Origin of the sequence: Haloglomus litoreum (assembly GCF_029338515.1) — an archaeon.
GTDB classification, from domain to species: Archaea; Halobacteriota; Halobacteria; order Halobacteriales; family Haloarculaceae; genus Haloglomus; species Haloglomus litoreum.
On sequence record NZ_CP119988.1, the window covers coordinates 4,295,541 to 4,317,925 of the forward strand.

The following is a 22,385-nucleotide window of genomic DNA, read 5'->3' on the forward strand; positions in this document are numbered from 1 at the left end:
CCCGGGCCGCCGCCCCGGGCTGTCGTGTTCGGTCGCGCTGTGCTCCGACGCGGCTACTCCCGCCGGGCGAGGAACCGCCGGTTCACCACCTCTCCGGGGACCGGCTCGTCGCGGATGTCGACCGCGATATGCTGGCCCTCGTCGGCGTACTCGGCCGGGACGTACCCGAAGCCGAGGGGGACGTCCAGCGTCGAACTCATCGTCCCGCTGGTGACGTGCCCGACGCGCTCCCAGTCCGCGAGGATGTCGTAGCCGTGTCGCGGGACGCCCCGCTCGGTCAGTTCGAACCCGACGAGCCGCTCGGCCGGGCCGTCCTCCTGCTGGGCCGCGATCGCATCGCGGCCGACGAAGTCGGTGTCGAGGTCGACGACGAACGTCAGCCCCGCCTCCACCGGCGTCCGGGGCTCGTCCTCGGGGTGGAAGTCCTGCCCGGAGAGCAGGAGCCCAGCCTCCAGCCGGAGGGTGTCCCGCGCACCCAGGCCACAGGGCTGGCACTCGAGGGCGGTCCAGACCCGCTCGGCCGCCGCCCACGGGACGAGGAGTTCGACCCCGTCCTCGCCGGTGTACCCGGTGCGGGCGACGGTACATTCGACGCCGGCGACGGCGACGGTGGTCGCCGTGAACCGGTCGAGGCCGGAGACGGGTGCCGCGGCCCGGTCGTCGACGAGCGACAGTGCGTCCGGCCCCTGGACCGCGAACATCGCGTACTCGTCCGTGCGGTCCGTGACCGAGACGTCGAGTCCCCACTCCGCGGCGTGCCCCGCGAACCACTCCCGCATCATCTCCCCGTTCCCCGCGTTCGGGACGAACAGGTACGCCGCCCGGTCCGGCAGCCGGTACGTGACGGTGTCGTCGAGGATGACGCCGTCCTCGCGGGTGATGCAGGCGTACTGTGCGTCACCGGGGTCGAGCGCGGACGCGTCGTTGGTCGTCAGCCGCTGGACGAGGGACCCGGCGTCCGGCCCCCGCACCTCGACCTCGCCCATGTGCGAGACGTCGAACTTCCCGACGGTCGTCCGCACGGCCGTGTGCTCCGCGCGGATGCCGTCGAAGGAGACCGGCATGTCCCAGCCGCCGAAGTCCGTGAACCGGGCCCCCGCCGTCTCGTGGCGGTCGTGCAGTGGCGACCGGCGGGTCGCCCCGTCGCTCGTGGCGTCGGTGGCCATCCCGGTCACCCCGGCCCGTCGACGGCAACCCGCTGATCGCTCGTCGGCGTGGTGGTCGGTCCGGAACCCTCGACGCGTCGCTCGGAATGGGCCAGCCGGGTCTCCCCGACCGGTGGCCTGCTCGCTCTCGTCATGGTGTAGCACGTCATGCCTTGACCAGTACCAGAATAAGTGTTTGGGATGCTCACGGACGGGGAACCGCGATGGACCGGGGCGCCGCCTCAGAGCGAGAGCCGCTGGCGGAGGAACGGGTCCTCCTCCCGGGCGACCTCCGTGTCCAGGAGGGTGGCACACGCCGGGCAGGCGAACTCCCGGAGCCGGAACGCGTCGTCGGACGCGTGGTACTGCCCGGCGTCGGCGACCGGCCGGGCCCGGACCGCCACGGCGTCCTTCCAGCCCTCGTCCATCGCCGAGAGGACCGTCCCGCATCGGTCGCAGGCGACGTAGTGGTCATCGCCGGCCGCGACGACCGCGAGCGCCTCACCGAGCCGGAGCTCGGTCGGTTCGCACGTGGCCGCGTCGACCGGCGACTCGAACCCGTCGACCCCCTCCAGCCGTGCCTCGCGGATGGCCGCCCGCTGCGCCTCGACGTCGCCCTCGACGCTGCCGTCGGGCGCGACGGGCACCCCGTGGACCTCGCGTGCGACCGCCGGCGTGACGGCACCGGACGCAACGTCGGCCGCCACGGCGTCGGGGTCGCGCTCCAGCGGGTCGCCGTAACCGCCGCTTCCGGGGAGCCGCGAGTAGAACACATCGCCCTCGTGGAGTTCGTGGACGCCCCACGTCGCGTCGTACGCCGGCGCCTCGCGCACCGCCTCGTCGTCGGGCGGGTAGTCGTCGGCCCGGCCGAGGCCCTCCCGATAGACGGTGTAGTCGATGGTCGTCCCCGGATAGCCGCCGAAGACGCCGAACGACTGGGGGAGTTCCGTCCCGCGGCCGAACGTGACGGCCTCGATGGACTCGACGTCGTCACCGGGCATCGGCGTCACGGCGTACTCGTGGCCGAGGCCGCCACGGTGCTTGCCCGCGCCACCGGAGTCGGCGACGGTGCGGCGGTAGAGGTACAGCAGCGGGAGCGTCGCCTCGTGGCGCTCGACGTTCCCCCACCGCGAGACGATGTTGGGCAGCTCGCCGCCCAGATCGACCCCGTCGGCGAACTCCCGCCCGCCGCCGGCGCCCGCGAACGTGTCCGTGATGACATCGACCATCCCGCCGTCCTCGGTCTCGACCTCGACGATGTAGCCGCCGTGGGCGCCGTGCCAGACGCCGGTCGCCCGGTCGCGGTACTCGGGGCTGGACCCGACCATCTTCGATGTGACCAGCGTCGAGAGCGCGTTCACCGACTGGAGCGTGGCCACCGTCGCGATGGAGATGGGGGCCGGCCGCTCGGCGTTGACGAGCGTCCCCGACGGGGCCTCGATGTCGACAGCCCGGACGATGCCGTCGTTCCAGTGGATGTCCCAGCACAGCATCGGGAACAGCGGGGCGAACGCCCCCCCGACGGTCGCGGTGTACGTGCAGTTGAAGCCGTACTGGCTCTGCTCGTCCGTGCCGGCGAAGTCGAACGTCATCGAGTCGCCCGACTTCTCCAGCGCACACCGGATGGTGTACAGCTTGTCCTCCGGGTGGGAGTCGAGGTACTGACGGGCCTCCCAGCGCCCGTCGGGGAGGTCGAGGAGGCGCCGGCGGAGCTTGAGTTCCGACTGTCGGATGAGCTCCTCGCCGACCGCGTCGACGGTCTCGGCACCGTACTCGGCCATGAGACCCTGGAGCCGGTCCTCGGCGACGTTGTTCGCCGCGATCTGCGAACGCAGGTCGAGTTCGACCATCCCCGGGTCCCGGCTCATGTTGAGGATGGTGTCCAGCACGTCGTCGCGCATCTCGCCCCCCTCGATGAGTTTCAGCCCCGGCGTCTGGAACCCCTCGTGGAACACGGACGTGGAGTTGGGGGAGAACCCGCCGGCGTCGACGGCGCCGATGTCCGCCACGTGGACGAAGTTGGCCGCGAACGCGACCAGCTCGCCCTCGAAGAAGATCGGCTTGATGATGTACACGTCCGGCGGGTGGAACGCCGCCGTGTACGAGTCGTTCAGCAGGAAGACGTCACCCTCGCCGATGTCGCCCTCGAAGCGCTCGATGATGTGTTTGGTCGCCCGTGAGGCCCCCAGGTAATGATGCAGGAAGCCCGCACCGCCCGTGAGCAGGTCGCCCTCGCGCGTGTACAGTGCCACCATCAGGTCGTGGCCCTCGTTGGTGATCGGCGACCCGGAGACGCGCTTGAGCGCCTCGACGGCCTCGTCGGTCACGCGGATGAATCGGTGCTTGATGATCTGGAACGTGACGGGGTCGATCCCCTCCAGCGAGAGGTCGATGTCCTCGGACGAGCTCATGCGGCACCTCCGGTCTCGATGTCGATGCGAACGTTCCGGTAGCGGTCGAGCCGCGCCTCGTCGCCCGGGTTGACGACGATGGTCGTCACCGGCGTCAGGACGACGGCCGGCCCGGCCACGACGTTCCCGGGAGCGAGCGTCTCGAAGTCGTACAGCGGCGCCTCCACGAGACCGTCGGCCGCGGCGAAGTGCATCTGCTCGTAGCCGACGCGGGCGTCGCTGGGGTCCGTGCCGGCCAGGTCGCGCTCGTAGAGGGCGGGCGTCTCCAGTGGCCCGATACCGCGGACCCTGAAGCCGGTGATCTCGATTCCCCCCTCCTTGAACGCCGATCCCTCGCCGTAGCGGTCCTCGTACAGCCGCTCGAACCGGTCGACGAGGGCCTCGACGTCGGCCTCGTCCAGCGGCCCGTCCGTCTCGACGGGCGTGAGGAGTTCGTGGACCTGGCGCTGGTACCGCAGGTTCACGTTCCGCTCGATGGTCGTCTCCTCCGGCGCGAACCCCTCGTCGGCGAGTTTCTCCTCGGCGGTCGTCGTGAGGTCCTCGAAGGCCGCGTTGATGTCGTCGGGGTCGAACGGTGGGTGCAGCGTCTCCACCGTCGAGAACTCGTGAGTGACGTCGGTCGAGAGCAGCCCCAGCGCGCTGTTGACCGATGCGGTGTAGGGAACGAGCACCTCGGGGATGTCGAGGGCACGGGCGTAGGAGGCCGCGTGCATTCCCGCCGCCCCGCCGATGGACGAGAGCGTGAACCGCCTGGGGTCGATCCCCTTCTCCACGGTCGTCTCCCGGATGAGGTCGGTGATCATCGAGGTGGTCAGCTGGTAGATGTCGGCGGCCGCCTGGTGGACGTCCTTCCCGAGCGGCTCGGCGATCTGCGCCTCGAACGCCTCGCGGGCCGCCTCGGGAGACATCTCCTCGTCGCCGCCGAGGAAGTAGTCCGGCTGGAAGTACCCCTGGACGAGATCGACGTCCGTGACCGTGACGCGCTCGCCGCCGTTGCCGTAGCAGACGGGGCCGGGGTCGGAGCCGGCGCTCTCGGGGCCGACCTGCGGGACGTTCGTGTCCGGGTCGAGCGAGACGACGCTCCCGCCCGCGACGGCGATGGAGTGGATGTCGCGCTTGGGGAACTGGTAGTGGTGGCGGCCGACCATCGGCTCCTCGGCGTACTCCAGCCGGCCGTCGCTGATGACGCCGACCTTGAACGTCGTTCCGCCCATGTCCGTCGAGATGACGTTCGACTCCCCGCGCCGGTCGGCGACGAACCGGCTGCCGAGGAGGCCGCCGACCGGCCCCGACTCGATCAGGCCGACCGGCCGCTCGACGGCGTCCGCGCCCGTCACGAGGCCGCCGTGCGAGAACATCAGCAGGAGGCTGCCCTCGAACCCGAGGTCGTCGAGCGCCGCCTCCAGGTTCGTCAGGTACGTCTCCGTCGCCGGCCCGAGGTAGGAGTTGAGCACGGTCGTCGAGGTCCGCTCGTACTCGCCCGGGGTGGGGGAGACCTCGTGGGAGACCGAGACGTAGAGCTCGGGGTACCGCTCCGCCAGGAGTTCCTGCACCCGCCGCTCGTGGGACGGTTCGGCGAACGACCAGAGGAAGCAGGCCGCCACCGCCTCGACCCCGCCCTCGACGAACGTCTCCACGGCCTCGAGGACCGCCGCCTCGTCGAGGTCGGCGACCGTCTCCGTGCGGAAGACGCGCTCGTCGATCCCCGCGATTCGGTCGTCGGGGATGAGCGGGTCGACCTTGTCCGAGCGGATGGCGTCCTTCGCCACCTCGAACGGCAGCCCGGAGTAGCGACCGTAGCCGCCCCGGGTCGCGTGGAGCGTTCCCTCGAACCCGCTCGTGGTCAACAGCGCGGTCTCCGCCCCGTCGCGCTCGAACAGGGCGTTCTCGCCGACGCTCGTCGCGTGCAGGAACAGCTCCGTCTCCCGGACCAGCCCGTCGAGGTCGACGTCCATCCCCGACGTCGCGTCGCGGAGGGAGGCGAAGATCCCCTCCGAGAAGTCGGGGTAGCTCGTCAGCGCCTTGCCGATGTAGACACGCCCGTCGTCGTCCATCACGGCCGAATCGGTGCAGGTGCCACCGATGTCCGTCCCCACGCGGTAGGTCACTGCGCCACCCCCGCCGGCCGATGCCGGTCCGACGACGGCCGTACAGCCACGATACCAGTTGACATACAACAGCCACCTCGCCGTCCCCGGTAATAATCCTGTGGTCGGGACGGCCCCCCTGATGGCGGGCCGGCGAGGTGACGGGTGGCGCTCGGGACGCTCACGCCGCCAGCCCCCCGGCGTCGATGGGGATGGCGACGCCGGTGACGAACCGGGCGGCGTCGCTCGCCAGCCAGATCACGGCCGCGGTGACGTCGGCCGGTTCGATGCGCTCCCCGGGGTCGAGTTCGTTGTAGTGCCCGGCGTGGGCGACGCCGTCGGCGAGGAAGCTCTCGGAGTCGTCCGGCCGCTCGTCGACAGCCTCGGTCCGGACGCCGATCGGGCTCACGGCGTTGACCCTGATGTCGTGGGGGGCCAGTTCCAGCGAGAGCGTCCGCGTGAGCGACCGCACACCGAACTTCGAGGCGCTGTACGCTCCCAGCCCCGGGATCGTCGTGTGGCCGAAGAACGACGAGGTGTTGATGATGGCGCCATCGCCCCGGTCCATCATATGTCGGGCGACGTGCTTCGCGACCAGCCAGGTCCCCTTCAGGTTCACCTCGTGGACGAGGTCCCACTCGTCCTCGTCCAGGTCGGTGAGCCGACCCATCCGGTCGAGTCCGGCGTTGTTCACGAGGACGTCGATGCGGCCGAGTTCGCCGACCGTCGTCTCGACGGCGGCCTCGACTGCCGCCTCGTCGCGCACGTCGCACGGGACCGCGATCCCTCGACTGCCCCGGTCCTCGATCTCCTCGACGACCGACGCCGAGAGGTCCTCGCGGACGTCGAACAGGGCCACGTCGGCGCCGGCGTCCGCGAACGCGAGTGCGTGACTGCGACCGATTCCACGAGCGCCACCGGTGACGACGACGACGCTATCGCTGAAGTCGTAGGCAACCATCCGTGCCAGTGAGTCCCGTTCCATCGTTATGAATCTTCGTGCGTCGCGTGGTCGGCGGCGCTCCCGCCGGACCCGGCGTCCCCGGCGCTCGCGGGCGGCGACTCGGTGATGCCCCCCGTGTTCGCGTACCCACCGTCGACGACCAGCGACGCGCCCGAGACGTAGGCGGCCCAGTCGCTCGCGAGGAAGACGACCGCTCCGGCCACGTCCGACGGCTCCCCGACCCTGCCGAGCGGCACCGACTCGACGAACGACGCCATCGCCCCCTCGGGGACGACGCTCGTCATCGGCGTCTCGACGGCCCCGGGGTGGATCGCGTTCACGCGGATGCCGTCGGGGCCCAGGCGGTGGGCCCCCGCGTAGGTCAGGAGCTTCACCGCCCCCTTCGACGCGCTGTAGGTGACGGACTTGCCGTTCCCGAGGAGCCCGTTGAGGCTGGAGACGTTGATGATGCTGCCACCGGCGCCCTCGCGCATCCGCCGGGCGGCCGCCTGCGTGGTGAAGTACGGCCCCTTGACGTTCACGTCGAAGACGGCGTCGAAGTCGGCCTCGTCCGCCGTGTAGAAGTCGGTGGCCTGCTCGAACACGCCGGCGCTGTTCACCAGGACGTCGACGCCGCCGAACGCGTCGGCCCGGGCGACGGCTCGCTCGCACGCATCCGGGTCGCGCACGTCGCACTCGACGAACGCCGTGCGAGCGCCCGTCTCGTCGGCCACCAGGTCGGCCGTCGCCGGGGCGTCGTCGGGGCCCGGAACCAGGTCGGCGACGACCACGTCGGCGCCCTGCGACGCCAGCGCCAGGGCGGCCCCCCGACCGATGCCGCTGGCGCCCCCGGTGACGACCGCGGTCCGATCCGCGAGGAGATCCTCCATGCGCTCACCCCTCGAAGAACTCCAGTACGAGGTCGACGAACCGGTCGGGGCGCTCGGTCTGGGCGCAGTGACCCACGTCCTCGACGACCTCGAACCGGGTCGGGGCCGCCCCCGCCGCCACGCCGTCGTGGACCTCACGCATCGTCTCGACGGACTTGAGGACGTCCTCCGCGCCAGCGATCACCATCGTCGGGACGTCGATGTTCGCGTAGTCGTTCGACCGGCGGAAGGTCCGGTCCTGCTCGAACGGGGCGTCGAACCGGATGGCCGCCGTGTTCTGCCACTGGCCGGGGACCCGTGCCATCTCGACGCGCCGGTCGAGGTACGCCTCGTCCCACCAGTCCCGGTGGTAGAGCACGTCGAGGATGTCGGCCATCCCCTCGCGGGAGCCCTCGAACTCGGTGAGGATGTCGCGGAACCCCTCCGGTGGACCGCCGCCGCCGCTGACCGACACCGCCTTCGTCACCGGCCACTCCAGCGGCGCGTCCTCGCTCAGCACGCTCAGGAGGTCGCCGCCGCCGAGCGAGTTCCCCACGGCGTACGCCTCCTCGACGCAGAGCGTCTCGAGGAAGTCGCCGACGTGGGAGACGCGCAGGTCGAACTGGTCCTCGAAGCTGAACAGCTTCTCCGTGTGCCCGTACCCGATCAGGTCCGGCGCGAGCACGTGGTAGTGCTCGGCCAGCCGCTCGATGGCGTGCTCCCAACTGAACGCCGCGGCGGCTCCGAACTCGCCCGAGTGGACGAGCAGCAGCGTTCGGTCGTGTTCGCGCCCGGCCTCGACGTAGTGGGTGCGGACACCGTTCACCGAGACGGTGGCGGTCTCGTAGCTCGCTCCGGCCGCAGCGGTCGCGTTCGTGACCATGTGCTTGGGGAACTCCCCCACTCCGCCTTAATCCCACCGCCGGACCGGCCGGGACGCGCCGCCCGGCAACACCCCCGATCGCCCGGCGCGGCCCGCCGGCCCGTCCCGGCGTACCGGGGGAAGACTTAACTCTGCGTATGCGGACGCGTTACACGGAATGGACCTCGGTATCTTCCATAACGGCAGTACTAACGCCCCGATGAAACGGGCGGAGAACAACGTCGTTGTGCCCGACTGTACCGTCGAGGAGCTCCACCGGCACCAGCAGCAGGTGGTCAAAGACCAGATCCGCCACGGCGTCGTCGCCGACGAGGTCGGCCTCGATCGGGCGTTCTTCACGGAGCATCACTTCGAGCTCGCCGGCGCGGAGATGAGCACGAACCCCCTGAACGCACAGATGGCCGTCGCGGCACAGACGGACGACATCAAGCTCTGTCAGATGGGGAACATCCTCCCCTGGCACGACCCCGTCCGGCTGGCCGAGCAGGCGGCCATGCTCGATGTCTACAGCGACGGGCGGGCGGAGATCGGTATCGGGCGGGGCTACCAGCCCCGCGAGGCAGAGGTGCTGGGCGGCATGTACTGGGGCGGGACCTGCATGGACGACGAGAAGAACCGCCAGGTGTTCGAGGAGAAGTACGAGATCATGCTGAAGGCGTGGACGGAGGACCTCGTCTCGCACAACGGCCACTTCCACCACGTCCCCCCGAACTACACCAAGCACCACCACACCCAGGACCACGCCTACCTCGATGACGACGTCTCCGAGTACGACGTCGAGGACGTGATGGACTGGGACGAGTCCGGCGACATGTACTCCGCCAACAACACGCGCATCCTGCTGTCGACCAACTCGAAGGTCCAGCAGATACCGGTGTTCCCGCAGCCGGTGCAGGAGCCGTACCCACAGATCTGGATGCCGGTCGTCTCGCCGCGCTCGACGAAGTGGTCCGCGTCCAACGGCGTCAACGGCGTCATCACGCTCGGGCCCCGCTCGCGCATCAAGCCCGTCGTGGACGACTACTACGACGCCGCCGAGGCGGCCGGTTGGCCCGACCGCCGTCCGGAGTACGACGGCGAGCCGTTCGCCTACGGCTGGGACGAGCGCCGCCAGCGCGGACTCGGGTTCTACCGGCTGGTGTTCAACACCGAGGTCGCCGACGAGGAGGCGTTCGAGCAGTTCAAGCTCGGCTCCGAGGCCATCTGGGACCACCTCGCAGCCTCCTACAGCGCGGAGCTGCTGCTCGACCTCTCGGACGACGAAATCGAGACGCTGCGCGAACGCCAGGGCCTCGACGAGGACCAGCACGTCCGCGCGGACTTCGAGATGCTGGAGAAGAAGTCCATCGCGGTCGTCGGCGACAGCGACCAGATCGCCGACGAGATCGCCGACATCTGCGAGACGGTCGGGTTCACGGGCCTGAACCTGCTCGGCTACTTCGAGGTGCCGGGGCTCCCGGGCGAGGAGGCCGACCGCCAGCTGCGCGTGTTCGCCGAGGAGGTCGCCCCCTACCTCGAGGAGGAGTTCCCCAGCCCGTGAACCGGCGCCCCGACCCGCGAGACCGCACCGACCGCTAAGACACCCCTCCCACCCACCGTCCTGCGCGGTCAACCCCCCTCAGGTGAGCGACGACGATCACCCACCGCCTGGCAGCCACCCCCGCTGCAGGGGGGCCGGCCGCGTCCTCGGCACCAATAGTTAAGTCGGTCCACTCGACACCATGAGTCAGCAAGACATGGATGTCGACGTCGAACTCACGCCGAGACAGCAGGTCCCGACGGTGTTGGCCGTCGGGGCGCAGGTGTTCACCGTCGTCGCGGCCCTGGCTGTCGGGGCGGTGGCCCTCTGGGCCATCGACGTGAACCCCCTCGTGGCGTACGACCGCATGCTCATCGACACCGTGAGCACCCCGTTCCAGCTCACGCGAACCCTCAACCGGGCGGCACCGCTCATCCTCGCCGGGCTCGCGGTCTACCTGCCGCTGAAGGCCGGCATCGAGAACATCGGTGCCGAGGGGCAGATCTACCTCGGCGGCATCGTGGCCGTCTGGGTCGCCCTGAACGCCAACATCCCCGGGGCCCTGCTGCTGCCGGCCATCTTCGTCGCCGGCTTCGCCGGCGGCGCGGTCTGGGCGGTCGTCCCCGCCTACATGGCCGCGAAGTGGGAGGTCAACGAGATCCTGACGACCCTCATGCTCGTGTTCGTGGCCATCCAGGTCAACGAGTTCCTCATCAACGGGCCGATGCAGGGCGGCATCGGCGCGTACCCCCGCTCGGACCAGATTCCGGACGCCGCGGTGCTGCTCGAGTTCGCGGGGACGGACGTCAACATCGGCATCCTGCTGGCCGTCGCGGCGACGGTCTTCGTCTACCTCCTCCTGAACGTGACCCGGACCGGGTACGAGTTCGTCCTCCTCGGGTCGAACCCGGACGCCGCCCGGCAGGCGGGCGTGAACGCCTTCCGGAAGAGCCTGCTCATCCTGCCGCTCGGTGCCGCGTTCGCCGGGCTCGCCGGCATGGTCGAGATCGCCGGCAACCAGGGACAGCTGGGCTCGCACTGGAGCCCGGGCTACGGCTGGACGGCCATCCCCATCGCCCTCCTGGGGCGGCGCGGCGCGTTCCAGACGATGCTCGCCGGACTGTTCTTCGCCGTCCTGTTCGTCGGCGGCTCGAGTCTCGGGGTGAGCATGGGCATCCCCGCGGCGATCTCGGACGTGATCGAGGCACTCGTGATCCTCTTCCTCATCGCCGCGGAGTTCATCCGCAGCTACCGCATCGACGTGAAGGTGGATGGTGAATCGGTCGGGAGCTCCATCCGACAGCTGTTCGCCACCGGGGGTGGAGCGTAGATGCTCTCCCCCCCACTCCCACTCCAGTCGGGACTCTCGATCGAGTTCGTCAGCGGCCTCGTGGACGTGACCGTCGCCGCCTCGACGGTACTGATCCTCGCCGCGCTGGGCGAGATCGTCGCCCAGAAGGCGGGCGTCCTCAACCTGGGGCTCGAGGGCATGATGCTGTTCGGCGCGCTATCGGGGTTCGTCGCGGCGACCGCGACGGGGAACCTCTACCTCGGATTCGGGGCGGCGATACTCGTCGGGATGGCCGTCGCCGGCCTACACGCGTTCCTCTGTATCTCGCTGAAGTCCGACCAGGTCATCAGCGGCCTGATGATCACGCTGCTCGGAATCGCCGTGACGACGTACTTCGGGAGCTCGCGCAACGGGGAGGCCATCGATGGGGCGAACGAGGTGATGGTGCCCCTCGTCGGCGAGTACCTCGTCCAGGTCCCCATCATCGGCGAGGCGTTCTTCCGGGCGGCGCCGACGGACTACCTCGCGCTGTTGCTGGTTCCCACGGTCTGGTACTTCCTCTACCGGACCAACCTCGGACTGGAGCTGACGGCCGTGGGCGAGGACCCCGCGACCGCCGACACGGTCGGGGTGCCCGTGTTCAAACTCCGCTACGCGGCGACGCTGTTCGGCGGGGCACTCGCCGGCCTCGCGGGGGCCCACCTCTCGCTGGTGTTCTCGGAGCTCTGGGTGAACAACATCGTCGCCGGCCGCGGGTGGATCGCGGTCGCGCTGGTGCTCGTCGCGCGCTGGCGCCCGTTCCGGGCGCTGCTCATCGCCTTCGTCTTCGCCGGACTGGACGCCTTCCAGGTCCAGTCACAGGGGCTCGACCTCGGGAGCGGCCCCGTCCTGAGCTTCCTGATGGACCCGACGGTGATGCTCATGTACCCCTACCTCGCGACGATCCTCATCCTCTGGCTCGCCTCGCGTGGCGAGGTCCGCGAGCGCCTGGGTGGCCCCGCGGCGCTCACCCAGCCGTACATCCGAGAGGAGTAGTACCAGGGCCAGGCGGGAGGACGGTCCTCGGCCGTCGTCTCTCGTCCGCCGACAGTTCTCTCCCGTCCGTCCCTCGACAGTTCTCCTCGGCCGTTCTCCCCGACCACCCGTCGACCGTCCCTCGACAGTTCTCCTCGACCATCCGTCGACGGGCCCGTCCCGCGGCTGGTGTCGATCCGGACGGAGCACGGGCGGCTGTGGTCCGCGGTTCGTGGCGGCCGCTCACGTGGCGGCCGCTGGTCGGGGATCGGGTGCGAAAGAAAAGCCGGAGCCGCGATCAGGACTGGACGCCGTCGATGTACTCCCCCATCGTCGTGTTCCGCTCGTACTTGTTCATCGACTCCCACTTCGTCCCGGCCCAGATCTCCGTCTCACCGCTGATGACTGCCTCCTCGGTCGAGGCGACCTCGTCCTTGACGTCCTGCGGGACGTTCGGGCCCCACTCGTCCAGGAGAATGCCCTCCTTCTCCAGCCCGTAGAAGTTCAACCGCTGTTCGGGGAACTCGAATCGACTCTTGTCCATCAGGCGTCCTTCCTTCGCCGCCATCGCGGTCGCCTCGTAGAACGGCTCCCAGTTCCAGACACAGGACGTGATGTACTCCTCACCGCCGACATCCGCGAGTGTGTCCGCGTACCCGACGCTCATGACGTCGTTGTTCGCGGCGGTCCGCGTCACGGCGGGGGAGCTCTGGTGGTCCGCGAGCACGTCGGCGCCCTCGCTGATGAGCGCCTCCGCCGCCTGCTGCTCCTTCGTGGGGTCGAACCAGGTGTTGATCGTCCGGACCTCCATGGTCACGTCGGGGTTGACGGACTTCGCGCCGAGCATCATCGCGTTGATCTCGCCGTACAGGACGGGGATCGGGAACGCGACGACGAACCCGAGCGTGTTCGTCTCCGTCATCATGCCGGCGGCGACACCGGAGAGGTAGCGCGCCTCCGCGATGTTCCCGACGTACTGGCCGACGTTCTTCGGGCTGTCCTCGACGCGGGAGACGCGGACTGACTCGAGGTAGACGTCCGGGTTCTCCTTCCCGACCTGAACGCAGGCGGGTCCGTAGTCGAACGTCGTCCCCTCGATGATGTCGTACCCCTGATTGACGAGGTCGTTGAAGACGTCGGTGGCCTCGGAGGCAGCGACGTCCTCTACCTTCGTGGTCTCGAGCCAGTCGAACTTCTCGGTCACGGCCTGCCGTCCGACCTCGTGGCGGTGGTAGAACCCACTGTCCGAGAGCGGCTCTGCGTACACGTACGCCGCCTTGACCGTGTCCTTCGGGGTGGGGCTCGCGCCCGAATCGTCGTCGGTCGGGCTGTTAGACCCACCACCACCGTCGCCACCGTCGCCACCGTCGCCACCGTCGGCGCCGCCTGACTCGAAGCACCCGGCGAGGCCGAGGGCTCCTGCACTGCTAATCGTCGCTAATGCTTGTCTGCGAGTGTATGTCATTGTCGTACCTATCCCCACCATAAGCCTTTCTCTATTTAGTTCTATCCATCGTGGCGGTTTATCGCGTTCCGGCTCGGTTCCGTTGGGGTTCGTCCAGTCGAGGGCGCCATCTATTGGACATAGAGTTAAGGGACTTCCCTCGAATCGACAGACATGGTCGATCTCCTCCTCGACGGCGGGGTGCTCCTCACCCAGGACGACGAGCGGACCGTGTTCGACGACGGGGCGGTAGCGATAGACGACGGGCGGATCGTCGCCGTCGGGCCACGATCCGACGTCGCGGACGCCCACGACCCCCGCCAGACCATCGACACGACCGGGCACGTCGTCTGTCCGGGGTTCGTCGACGCGCACCTCCACACCGCCGACGTACTGCTCCGCGGCCGGTCGGGGCACGACCGCGCCCTCTTCGACTGGCTCTACAACGTCAAGAGCCCGGGCTTAGCCGCGATGGACGCCAACGACCACGCACTGGCGACCCGGCTCGTCTGTGCCGAGGCGACCCGGGCGGGGATCACGACGCTCGTCGACAACGATCTCGAGGGAGGCTGGTACGACGGGAAGCCGGAGGCGAAGCTCGACGCGTACGCCGAGTCGGGGCTCCGGGTCGCGTACGCGAGGGGGTTCCTCGACGAGCCGCCCGACGCGGGGTTCGAGGCGTTCGTCGACGACGTCACGGCCCGGGAACCGGGCGTCGAGCACGTGCCCCTCGAGGAGCTGGTCGAGGAGACCGCCCACGCCATCGGCCATGCGGAGGACCTGATCGAGACCCACCACGGGCGGGCGAACGGCCGCCTCTCGGTCTGGGTCGCACCGGCCGTGGTCGAGGGGGTCTCGCCGGAGGGACTCCGCGCCGCTCGACAGCTCGCCGTGGACCACGGGGTCTCGACCACGACGCACGTCGCCGAGACCGCCCAGCAGGCCGGCGACACCCTCTCGGCCGTCGAGTACCTCCGCAACGTCGGCTATCTCGGCCCGGAGACGCTCCTCGGCCACTGTGTCCACGTCGACGACCGGGACGCCCGGCTGCTGGCCGGCTCCGGGACCCGGGTCGCCCACAACCTGCTCACGAACCTGCGGCTCGGAGCGGGACTCGCACCGGTCGAGACGCTGCGGGCCCGCGGCGTCCCCGTCGGGCTGGGGACCGACAACCCGTCGCTGAGCGACACGGTGGACGTGCTCGGGGACGCCCGGTTCGCGGCGACCGTCCACGACGGCGCCCACGAGGACCCCGGACGCGTCCGGGCGCAGGCGGCGCTGGACATGGCCACCCGCGAGGGGGCCCGCGCGGTCGGGATGGCCGACGTCGGGTCGCTCGAGGCCGGGACCCCGGCGGACGTCGTCGCCGTGGACTGCGACCGACCCGGGCTGGTCCCCCGGCAGGACCCGGTGACGACCCTCGTGTACGGGGCGAGCGGGCGAGACGTCACCACCGTCGTCTGCGACGGCGAGGTGCTGCTGCGCGACGCCGGGCGGTCGCGGGTGGAGCGCCGACGGCCGGACCTGCTCGACCGGGCGCGGGCGGCGGCGACCCGGATCGCCGACACGGCCGGACTCCCCGCCGCCAGCGACGCTGGCGAGGGGAGGGGCCACCGGTAGCTTTTTCCCCGCACATCCGGGTTACTGAGTCATGGTAACTGCTGACGGAGGGGACTCCCTTCCGTTCCTGGAGATGCGGAACATCCACAAGACGTTCCCCGGCGTCGTGGCGAACGATCAGATCGACTTCGCCGTCGAGCGGGGGGAGATCCACGGCCTCCTCGGCGAGAACGGCGCCGGAAAGAGCACGCTGATGAAGATCCTCTACGGGCTCTACCACCCCGATGGGGGTGAGATCCGCCTCGACGGGCGACCGGTCGACCTCGAGTCACCACAGGACGCCATCGAGCTCGGCATCGGGATGGTCCACCAGCACTTCAAGCTCATCCCGAAGCTCACCGTCGCCGAGAACGTCGTTCTGGGGCTGCGCGAGCCGGCCGGAAGCGCCGGGAGCGACGGGGGGCCGCTGTCGAAGGGACCGCTGGCCACCCTCTGGTCGCTGTTCACCCGCGACCGGGAGCGGACCGACGAGCGCGTCGCCGAACTCGCGGCCCGGTACGGTCTGGAGGTGGACCCGGCGCGCGAGGTGTGGCAACTCGACGTGGGACAGCAGCAGCGCGTCGAGATCCTGAAAGCGCTGTACAGGGACGTCGAGTTGCTGGTACTGGACGAGCCGACCGCCGTGCTGACGCCCGCGCAGATCGACCGACTGTTCGAGACGCTGGAGCGGCTCCGGGCGGAGGGCCTCACCATCATCATCATCACGCACAAGCTCGGCGAGCTGACCGACATCACCGACCGGGTGACGGTCCTGCGCGACGGTCAACGCGTCGACACGGTCACGACGGACACGGTCTCCGAGAGCGACCTGGCCGAGATGATGGTCGGGCGCGAGGTGCTCCTGGACGTCGACATCGAGCGACGACAGCCCGGGGCGCCGGTCCTCCGGACCGACGCGCTTCGCGTCGAGAACGACCGCGGGATCGAGGCCGTATCCGGCGTCGACCTGACGGTCCACGAGGGCGAGGTCGTCGGGATCGCCGGCGTCAGCGGGAACGGGCAGCGCGAACTCGTCGAGGCGGTGGCCGGCATCCGCGACGCGACCGGCGGCAGCATCACCGTCGGGGAGACGACGCTCGACCCGGGCGACACGCGCGCCTTCGTCGAGGCCGGGGTCGCCTACATCCCCGAGGACCGCCACAAGTACGGCTGCGCACCGGGGCTGGACCTGACGCGGAACGCCATCATGAAGACGTACCGGTCGAGCGACTACGATCGGATCGCCGGTGTCGGCCTCGACTACGGCGCGGCACGCGAGTACGCCGAGCACATCGTCGAGGAGTTCGACGTGCGCGTCCCGGACGTGGATGTCCAGGCCAGGAACCTCTCAGGGGGGAACCTCCAGAAGTTCATCATCGGGCGGGAGCTGAGCCGGAACCCCCGGCTCGTCCTCGCGAACCAGCCCTCCCGCGGGCTGGACGTGGGCGCCATCGAGTACGTCCAGTCCGTGATGCTGGAGCAGCGCCAGGCCAACACCGGCATCCTCCTCCTCTCGGAGGACCTGGACGAGGTGCTCGAACTCAGCGACCGCATCGTCGTCATGTACGACGGGGAGCTGATATACGAGACGACCGCGGCGGACGCCGACCGGGACACCGTCGGCGCGTACATGACCCGCGGTGCCGAGGGGGAGCGCGGCGGCGAGACCCGCCAGCGGGGCGACGTGTGACGATGTCCATGGAGTTCACCATCAGCCTCGCCAACGAGGTCACGTTCGACGCCTTCGAGGACTGTCTCGCCGTCGTGGACGACCTCGCGTACGACACCCTGTTCGTCGGCGACGAGCGGCTCAACCGCAACAGCTACACGCTGCTCGCGCTGGCCGCCGACCGGACCGACCGGGTCGACCTCGGCACCGCGGTCACGAACCCCTACACCCGCCACCCGGCGATGACGGCGGCCGCAATCGCCACCGTGGACGACCTCTCGGGCGGCCGGGCGAAACTGGGTCTCGGCGGTGGCTCGCCCATCGTGCTCGACCCGCTCGGCATCGAGCAGGAGGACCCGATCGGCGCGGTCCGGGACGCGGTCCGGACGATCCGGCCGCTGCTGGCCGGCGAGTCCGTCGGCATCGAGAGCGCGCAGTTCGCCACCGACGGCGCGACGCTGGACGTGACGCCGGTCTCGGAGGTCCCCATCTACATCGCCGGGCGGGGGCCCAGCATCCTCGGGCTGGCGGGGTACCGCGGCGACGGCGTCCTGGCCGGGGCGGGGCTGGCGAGCGTCGAGGGGATGGCCTACGCCCGCGAACGCATCGCGGACGGGGCCGAGAAGGCCGGGCGGTCGGTCGATGACCTGGACGTGGTCTGCTGGGCGTTCCTCTCCATCGCGTCCGACCGCGAGGCCGCCCTCGACGCCGTGAACCCGCTGGTCGCCAGCATCGTCGACAAGACGCCGATGCCCGCGCTGACGGCCATCGGGATCGACGAGGCGGACGCGGCGGCGGTCAAGGCTCTCGACGACGTGGGCGACCGCTCCGCGGCCGACCTCCGAGAGCACGTTCCCCGGGCGGTGACCGAGCAGTTCGCCGTCGCCGGAACGCCCGAGGAGTGCCGGAACCACGTCGAGCGGCTCCGTGACGCCGGCGTGGACCACCTCGGCACGCTCGTCTTCGAGAACGAGGAACACGACCCCCGAGAGACGCTGGAGGTCTTCTCCGACGCGGTCGCGCGGCCGCTCGGGTAGCGGTACGGAGCTGCCGTGCCGGTCAGTTCAGCCGGGTCACCGCGTACCCCCGTTCCTCCATCCCCGTCACGATGCGGGCGGTCTGCTCGTGACCGCTCGTCTGGATGTGGAAGTCGAGATAGGCCTCGCCGATGGTCAGGTCCTCGACCTCCCGGTCGTGGCGGACGGTGCGGATGTTCGCCCCGTGGTCGGCGATGACCCCCGCAATCTCCTCCATCTTCCCGGGTTCGTCGTCGATGCGGATCCGGAGTCGGATGAGCTGCTCGCGCTCGGTCAGCGCGTGGGTCACGATGGTCCGGAGCATCGTCATGTCGAGGTTCCCTCCGCTGAGCAGCGGGACCACGGTCTCGTCGGCCACGTCGAGGTCGTCGCCGAGGAGGGCGGCGACGGAGGCCGCGCCGGCCCCCTCGACCACCTGCTTCGCCCGTTCGAGCAGGACGAGCACCGCCCGCGAGATCTCGTCATCGGTGACGGTGACGACCTGGTCGACGTGGTCGGCGATGTGGTCGTAGGTCAGCGCCGAGATGCCGCCGGTCGCGATCCCGTCGGCGACCGTGTCGACGTCCGCGACCGTGTGGGGTGCCCCCTTGTCGAGGCTGTCGGGGACCGTCGCGGCGCCCTCGGCCTGCACGCCGACGACCCTGACATCGGGGGCGACGTGTGACAGGGCCGTCGCGACGCCGCTCACCAGCCCGCCGCCGCCGATGGGCACGACGACGGTGTCGAGGGTCGGGCAGTCCTCGTACAGTTCGAGGCCCAGCGTCCCCTGGCCGGCGACGATGTCGGGGTCGTCGTAGGCGTGGATGAACGCCGCGTCCGTCCCATCGACGAGCGACCGGGCGTGGTCCATCGCGCCCCGGAAGTCGCGTCCCTCGAGCACCACCTCGGCTCCGTAGCCGGCGGTGGCGTCGATCTTCGTCTGCGGTGCTGTCTTCGGCATCACGATGGTGACGTCGACCCCGAGTTCCGTCCCCGCGAGGGCCACGCCCTGGGCGTGGTTGCCGGCGCTCGCGGCGACGACCGGACGGGCCCCATCCTCGTCCGCGAGCTGGGCGATGGCGTTGTACGCGCCGCGGGGCTTGAACGAGCCCGTCCACTGGAGGTGCTCCATCTTCAGGTGGACCGCCCCACCGACCAGTTCCGAGAGCGAGCGGCTGTACTCCACGGGGGTCCGCTTGACCACGTCGGGCGCCCCGTCCAGCCGCGTCCGGGCCGCGCGGATGTCCTCGATGCCGAGTCGCGGACCGTCACCGTCCGAGGCGGGTGCCGGCCGGGTCATCCCTCGGTCGCCACCATCACCAGTTCGAGCGCGGCACCCTCGGGGAGGTCGCGGACCTCGACCACGTCGCGGGCGGGGGGCGGGCCCTCGAAGTACTCGGCGTACACCTCGTCCATCGCCGGGAAGTCGTCGACGTCACGGAAGTACGCCGTCGTCCGGACGACGTGCTCGAAGCCGGTCCCAGCCTCCGCCAGGATCGCCCCCAGGTTCTCCATCACCTGCCGGGTCTGCTCGGCGACCGACCCCTCGACCGGGGTGCCGTCGGGCGTCACGGGGATCTGCCCGGCGGTGAACACGAACCCGTTCGCGACCGTGGCGTGGGAGTAGGCCTGCTCTTCCGGCGGTGCGCCGCTGGTGGAGACTGCGCGGAACATGCAATCTCCAACGGTGACCACCCGAATAAGCGTTGTGTCACTTGCTGCCACGCTAGCGCGTGGTGTTTGACCACCCGCCACGGTGGAGTGTGGCCGCCGGCGCGGGGCGGGTAGCTTTTTGTCACGGTAGCACGACCCACGAGTGTCATGCACGATAGACGGCCCGACGCCGCCTTCCTCGACAGCGGAGTTGCCTCGTTCATGGGGACGCCGACGCTCGACCCGTACGACGCCGACGCGATGGCCGCCACCGACGCGTCCGTCGGCGTCGTCGGGTTCCCGTTCGACAGCACCTGCATCAGCCGCTCCGGCGCGAACATGGGGCCGCAGGCGGTCCGTGCGGCCAGCCGGCAGACCCGCCACTACCACTTCGAGTACGACACCGACCTCCGGGACCACTACACGATGGTCGACTGCGGTGACGTGCCCACGGTTCCGGGGAACTCGCCCGAGAGCCTGGACCGTGGCGCGGCCCTGCTCGGGCGGCTCCTCGACGCGTCGATGCTGCCGGTGCTCGTCGGGGGGGACCACAGCGTCACGACCGCCGGGGTGCGGGCGCTGGGCGAGCGGGCCGACGACCCCGGACTCGTCCTCGTCGACACCCACTTCGACACCGCCGACGAGGTGGCGGGCGAGCGGTACAACCACTGCTGCCCCATCGCTCGCGCCGTCGACGAAGGGGGATTCGACCCCGAGCGCGTGAGCATCGTCGGCCTCAGCGCGCCGACGAACCCGCGCGAGGAGCTGGAGGTGGCGCTCGACCAGGGGATGAACCTCTACTCGCTGGACGAGGTGGCCCGCCGGGGCGCGGCGACGGTCGCCAGCGAGGCCGCCGCGGCGGCGTTCGACGGGGCCGACGCCACCTACCTGACGCTCGACATCGACGTGCTCGACGCCGGGAGCGCCCCCGGGACGGGCGTTCCGACCAACGGCGGGCTCTACTCCCGGGAGTTCCTCCAGGTCGTCGGGGCGGTGGCCAGTCACGGTCTCGACGCGCTCGACGTGGTCGAGGTGTCGCCACAGCTCGACCCCGCGGGCGTGACGAGCCGGATGGCCGTCCGGGCCGTCGTGGACGCGCTCGCGGCGAGCGCGCTCGGCGAGTCACACGCCGTCGGAACCGGAACCGCGGCCGCGGCGCAGTGTCGACGGTCGCGCGAGTGAGCGTCCCCCGACGGGCGACCGTCCCGACCGGGTGAGTGGCCCCGGCGGTCGTCCATCCCGACGCCGTGGCGAACATTTATCTCCGTCTGGGATACACGCTACTCCGTGTCACACCTACCACCCACCGTCCGCCCACCCACGGAGGGGGAGCTGCGGGCGGCCGCGGACCGGTTCCATCTCGACCTCTCCGAGGAGGAACTGGCTGACTTCATGGAGCTCGTCTCGGGGCAGCTGGCGGTGTACGAGGCCATCGCCGCGATGACGGAGCCGAAGCGCGAGCACACGTCGAGAGAGCGGGACCCGGGCTACCGGCCGGGGACGGACGAGGACCCGAACAACGCGCACCTGCGGATCTGCGAGGTACGCGGCGCGGACGCGGGCCCGCTCGCGGGGTACGAGGTCGGCGTGAAGGACAACATCGCGGTCGCCGGCGTCGAGATGACCGCCGGGTCGGTCGCCCTGGAGGGGTACGTCCCGAGCGAGGACGCCGTCGCCGTCCGCCGACTCCTCGACGCCGGCGCGACGGTCACCCGCAAGAACAACATGGACGCGCTGGCCGTCTCGGGGAGCGGCGAGCCGACGCCGACCGGCCCCATCATCAACCCCCACTCCGACGACCACCTCGCCGGCGGCTCCTCCGGGGGGTCGGCGGTCGCCGTCGCGACCGGCGACGTCGACGTCGCCGTCGGGACCGACCAGGCGGGGTCGCTGCGCGTCCCGGCGGCGTGGTCGGGCTGCGTCGGCCTGAAGCCCACCCACGGCCTGGTCCCGTACACCGGCGCGATGCAGCAGGGCGTCTCGTGGGACCACGTCGGCCCGATGGCCCGGACGGTCGAGGACGCCGCGAAGCTCCTGCAGGTGCTGGCGGGGCCACACCCCAGCGACCCGCGGTCGCGGGGGATGTCGCCCGGCGATTACGTGGGGTCGCTCGACGCCGGCGCGGACGGCCTCACCGTGGGCGTGCTGGAGGAGGGGTTCGGGACCGAGCACAACGAGCCCGGCGTCGACCGGACGGTGGAGGCGGCCATCGACGGGCTCGCCGACGCCGGCGCCGGCGTCGAGCGGGTGTCGGTCCCCCGCCACGCCGACGGCGTCCTCATCGCGCTCGGCGTGGAGGTCGAGGACCTGGCCGCCATGTGGGAAGCGGAGGGGGTCGGCCACTACGTGGGCGGGACACGCGACCGGCAGTTCGCCGCCGAGTTCGCGAAGGCCCGGCGGGCCAGCGCCGACGACTTCGCGCCGACGGTCAAGCAGCTCTGCCTGCTCGGCGGCTACCTCCGCGAACACCACCACTCGCGGTTCTACACGAAGGCCGTCAACCTCGCCCAGGCGCTCACGTCGGAGTACGAGGCCGCACTCGAGGGGGTGGACGTCCTGGCGATGCCGACCGCGCCGACCACCGCGTTCGAGATCGAGTCGGACCTCTCGCGTGTCGAGCTGGTGAGCCGGTCGCAGGGGAAGGCCGGGCGGACCCAGAACACGATGCCGTTCAACCTCTCGGGCCATCCCGCCGTCTCCGTCCCGGCGGGGACGAGCGACGGGCTGCCGGTCGGGCTGATGCTCGTCGCCGGGCAGGGGGCCGAGGAGACGCTCGTGCGGGCCGGCGCGGCCGCCGAGGCGGCCGTCGACTGGGACCCCCGGGCCGCGATCCGCTGAGGCG

17 protein-coding genes are annotated in these 22,385 nt (G+C 70.5%); 8 read left to right on the plus strand and 9 right to left on the minus strand.

Going from position 1 to position 22,385, the window contains the following annotated elements:
• Positions 1 to 53: 53 nt before the first annotated feature.
• The 6 genes from gcvT to P2T62_RS21430 form a co-directional block, all read right to left on the minus strand.
• On the minus strand, positions 54 to 1,166 hold the full coding sequence (gcvT, locus tag P2T62_RS21405; RefSeq protein ID WP_276259052.1) for a glycine cleavage system aminomethyltransferase GcvT: 1,113 nt from the start codon (positions 1,164 to 1,166) through the stop codon (positions 54 to 56).
• 221 nt (positions 1,167 to 1,387) lie between these two features.
• Complete coding sequence (locus P2T62_RS21410) at positions 1,388 to 3,556, minus strand: hydantoinase B/oxoprolinase family protein (RefSeq protein WP_276259053.1); 2,169 nt, start codon at positions 3,554 to 3,556, stop codon at positions 1,388 to 1,390.
• Positions 3,553 to 5,664, minus strand: coding sequence for a hydantoinase/oxoprolinase family protein (locus tag P2T62_RS21415; RefSeq protein WP_276259054.1), 2,112 nt, complete (start codon positions 5,662 to 5,664; stop codon positions 3,553 to 3,555). Before P2T62_RS21415 ends, P2T62_RS21410 begins: the two co-directional genes overlap by 4 nt.
• A gap of 160 nt (positions 5,665 to 5,824) precedes the next feature.
• Positions 5,825 to 6,628, minus strand: coding sequence for an SDR family NAD(P)-dependent oxidoreductase (locus tag P2T62_RS21420; RefSeq protein WP_276259055.1), 804 nt, complete (start codon positions 6,626 to 6,628; stop codon positions 5,825 to 5,827).
• Positions 6,629 to 6,630: 2 nt separating this feature from the next.
• Complete coding sequence (locus P2T62_RS21425) at positions 6,631 to 7,476, minus strand: SDR family NAD(P)-dependent oxidoreductase (RefSeq protein ID WP_276259056.1); 846 nt, start codon at positions 7,474 to 7,476, stop codon at positions 6,631 to 6,633.
• 4 nt (positions 7,477 to 7,480) lie between these two features.
• Entirely contained in the window at positions 7,481 to 8,338 is an 858-nt protein-coding gene (locus P2T62_RS21430) for an alpha/beta fold hydrolase (protein ID WP_276259057.1), read from the minus strand.
• 199 nt (positions 8,339 to 8,537) lie between these two features.
• Between P2T62_RS21430 and P2T62_RS21435 the strand changes: the two genes are divergently transcribed.
• The 3 genes from P2T62_RS21435 to P2T62_RS21445 all read left to right on the plus strand — a co-directional run bounded on the left by P2T62_RS21435 (position 8,538) and on the right by P2T62_RS21445 (position 12,183).
• Positions 8,538 to 9,878 (plus strand): LLM class flavin-dependent oxidoreductase, encoded by a 1,341-nt coding sequence (locus tag P2T62_RS21435; protein ID WP_276259058.1) that lies wholly within the window; start codon positions 8,538 to 8,540, stop codon positions 9,876 to 9,878.
• Positions 9,879 to 10,059: 181 nt separating this feature from the next.
• Positions 10,060 to 11,187, plus strand: coding sequence for an ABC transporter permease (locus P2T62_RS21440; RefSeq protein ID WP_276259059.1), 1,128 nt, complete (start codon positions 10,060 to 10,062; stop codon positions 11,185 to 11,187).
• The gene (locus tag P2T62_RS21445) at positions 11,188 to 12,183 is read left to right on the plus strand and encodes an ABC transporter permease (RefSeq protein ID WP_276259060.1); all 996 of its coding nucleotides are present in this window, start codon (positions 11,188 to 11,190) and stop codon (positions 12,181 to 12,183) included.
• A gap of 277 nt (positions 12,184 to 12,460) precedes the next feature.
• Here P2T62_RS21445 and P2T62_RS21450 read toward each other — a convergent pair whose 3' ends face one another.
• Positions 12,461 to 13,627, minus strand: a complete 1,167-nt coding sequence (locus tag P2T62_RS21450; protein ID WP_276259061.1) for a BMP family ABC transporter substrate-binding protein — start codon at positions 13,625 to 13,627, stop codon at positions 12,461 to 12,463.
• Positions 13,628 to 13,780: 153 nt separating this feature from the next.
• On the opposite strand from P2T62_RS21450, the gene P2T62_RS21455 reads away from it, so the two are divergent.
• Genes P2T62_RS21455 through P2T62_RS21465 form a run of 3 tightly spaced genes read left to right on the plus strand, consistent with a single transcriptional unit; the run spans position 13,781 to position 17,911 of the window.
• Positions 13,781 to 15,226, plus strand: coding sequence for an amidohydrolase family protein (locus tag P2T62_RS21455; RefSeq protein WP_276259062.1), 1,446 nt, complete (start codon positions 13,781 to 13,783; stop codon positions 15,224 to 15,226).
• Between the two features lie 31 nt (positions 15,227 to 15,257).
• Positions 15,258 to 16,895 (plus strand): ABC transporter ATP-binding protein, encoded by a 1,638-nt coding sequence (locus P2T62_RS21460; RefSeq protein ID WP_276259063.1) that lies wholly within the window; start codon positions 15,258 to 15,260, stop codon positions 16,893 to 16,895.
• 2 nt (positions 16,896 to 16,897) lie between these two features.
• On the plus strand, positions 16,898 to 17,911 hold the full coding sequence (locus tag P2T62_RS21465; protein ID WP_276259064.1) for an LLM class flavin-dependent oxidoreductase: 1,014 nt from the start codon (positions 16,898 to 16,900) through the stop codon (positions 17,909 to 17,911).
• A gap of 22 nt (positions 17,912 to 17,933) precedes the next feature.
• Here P2T62_RS21465 and ilvA read toward each other — a convergent pair whose 3' ends face one another.
• Both ilvA and P2T62_RS21475 read right to left on the minus strand, forming a co-directional pair.
• Positions 17,934 to 19,190, minus strand: a complete 1,257-nt coding sequence (gene ilvA / locus P2T62_RS21470) for a threonine ammonia-lyase (RefSeq protein WP_276259065.1) — start codon at positions 19,188 to 19,190, stop codon at positions 17,934 to 17,936.
• Positions 19,187 to 19,564 carry a Rid family detoxifying hydrolase gene (locus tag P2T62_RS21475; protein ID WP_276259066.1) on the minus strand — a complete coding sequence of 126 codons (378 nt, stop codon included), beginning with the start codon at positions 19,562 to 19,564 and terminating at the stop codon, positions 19,187 to 19,189. Before P2T62_RS21475 ends, ilvA begins: the two co-directional genes overlap by 4 nt.
• Positions 19,565 to 19,711: 147 nt before the next feature.
• On the opposite strand from P2T62_RS21475, the gene P2T62_RS21480 reads away from it, so the two are divergent.
• A complete protein-coding gene (locus P2T62_RS21480; RefSeq protein ID WP_276259067.1) occupies positions 19,712 to 20,725 on the plus strand; it encodes an agmatinase family protein in 1,014 nt (337 codons plus the stop codon).
• A gap of 105 nt (positions 20,726 to 20,830) precedes the next feature.
• The gene (locus P2T62_RS21485; protein WP_276259068.1) at positions 20,831 to 22,381 is read left to right on the plus strand and encodes an amidase family protein; all 1,551 of its coding nucleotides are present in this window, start codon (positions 20,831 to 20,833) and stop codon (positions 22,379 to 22,381) included.
• Positions 22,382 to 22,385: the final 4 nt, after the last annotated feature.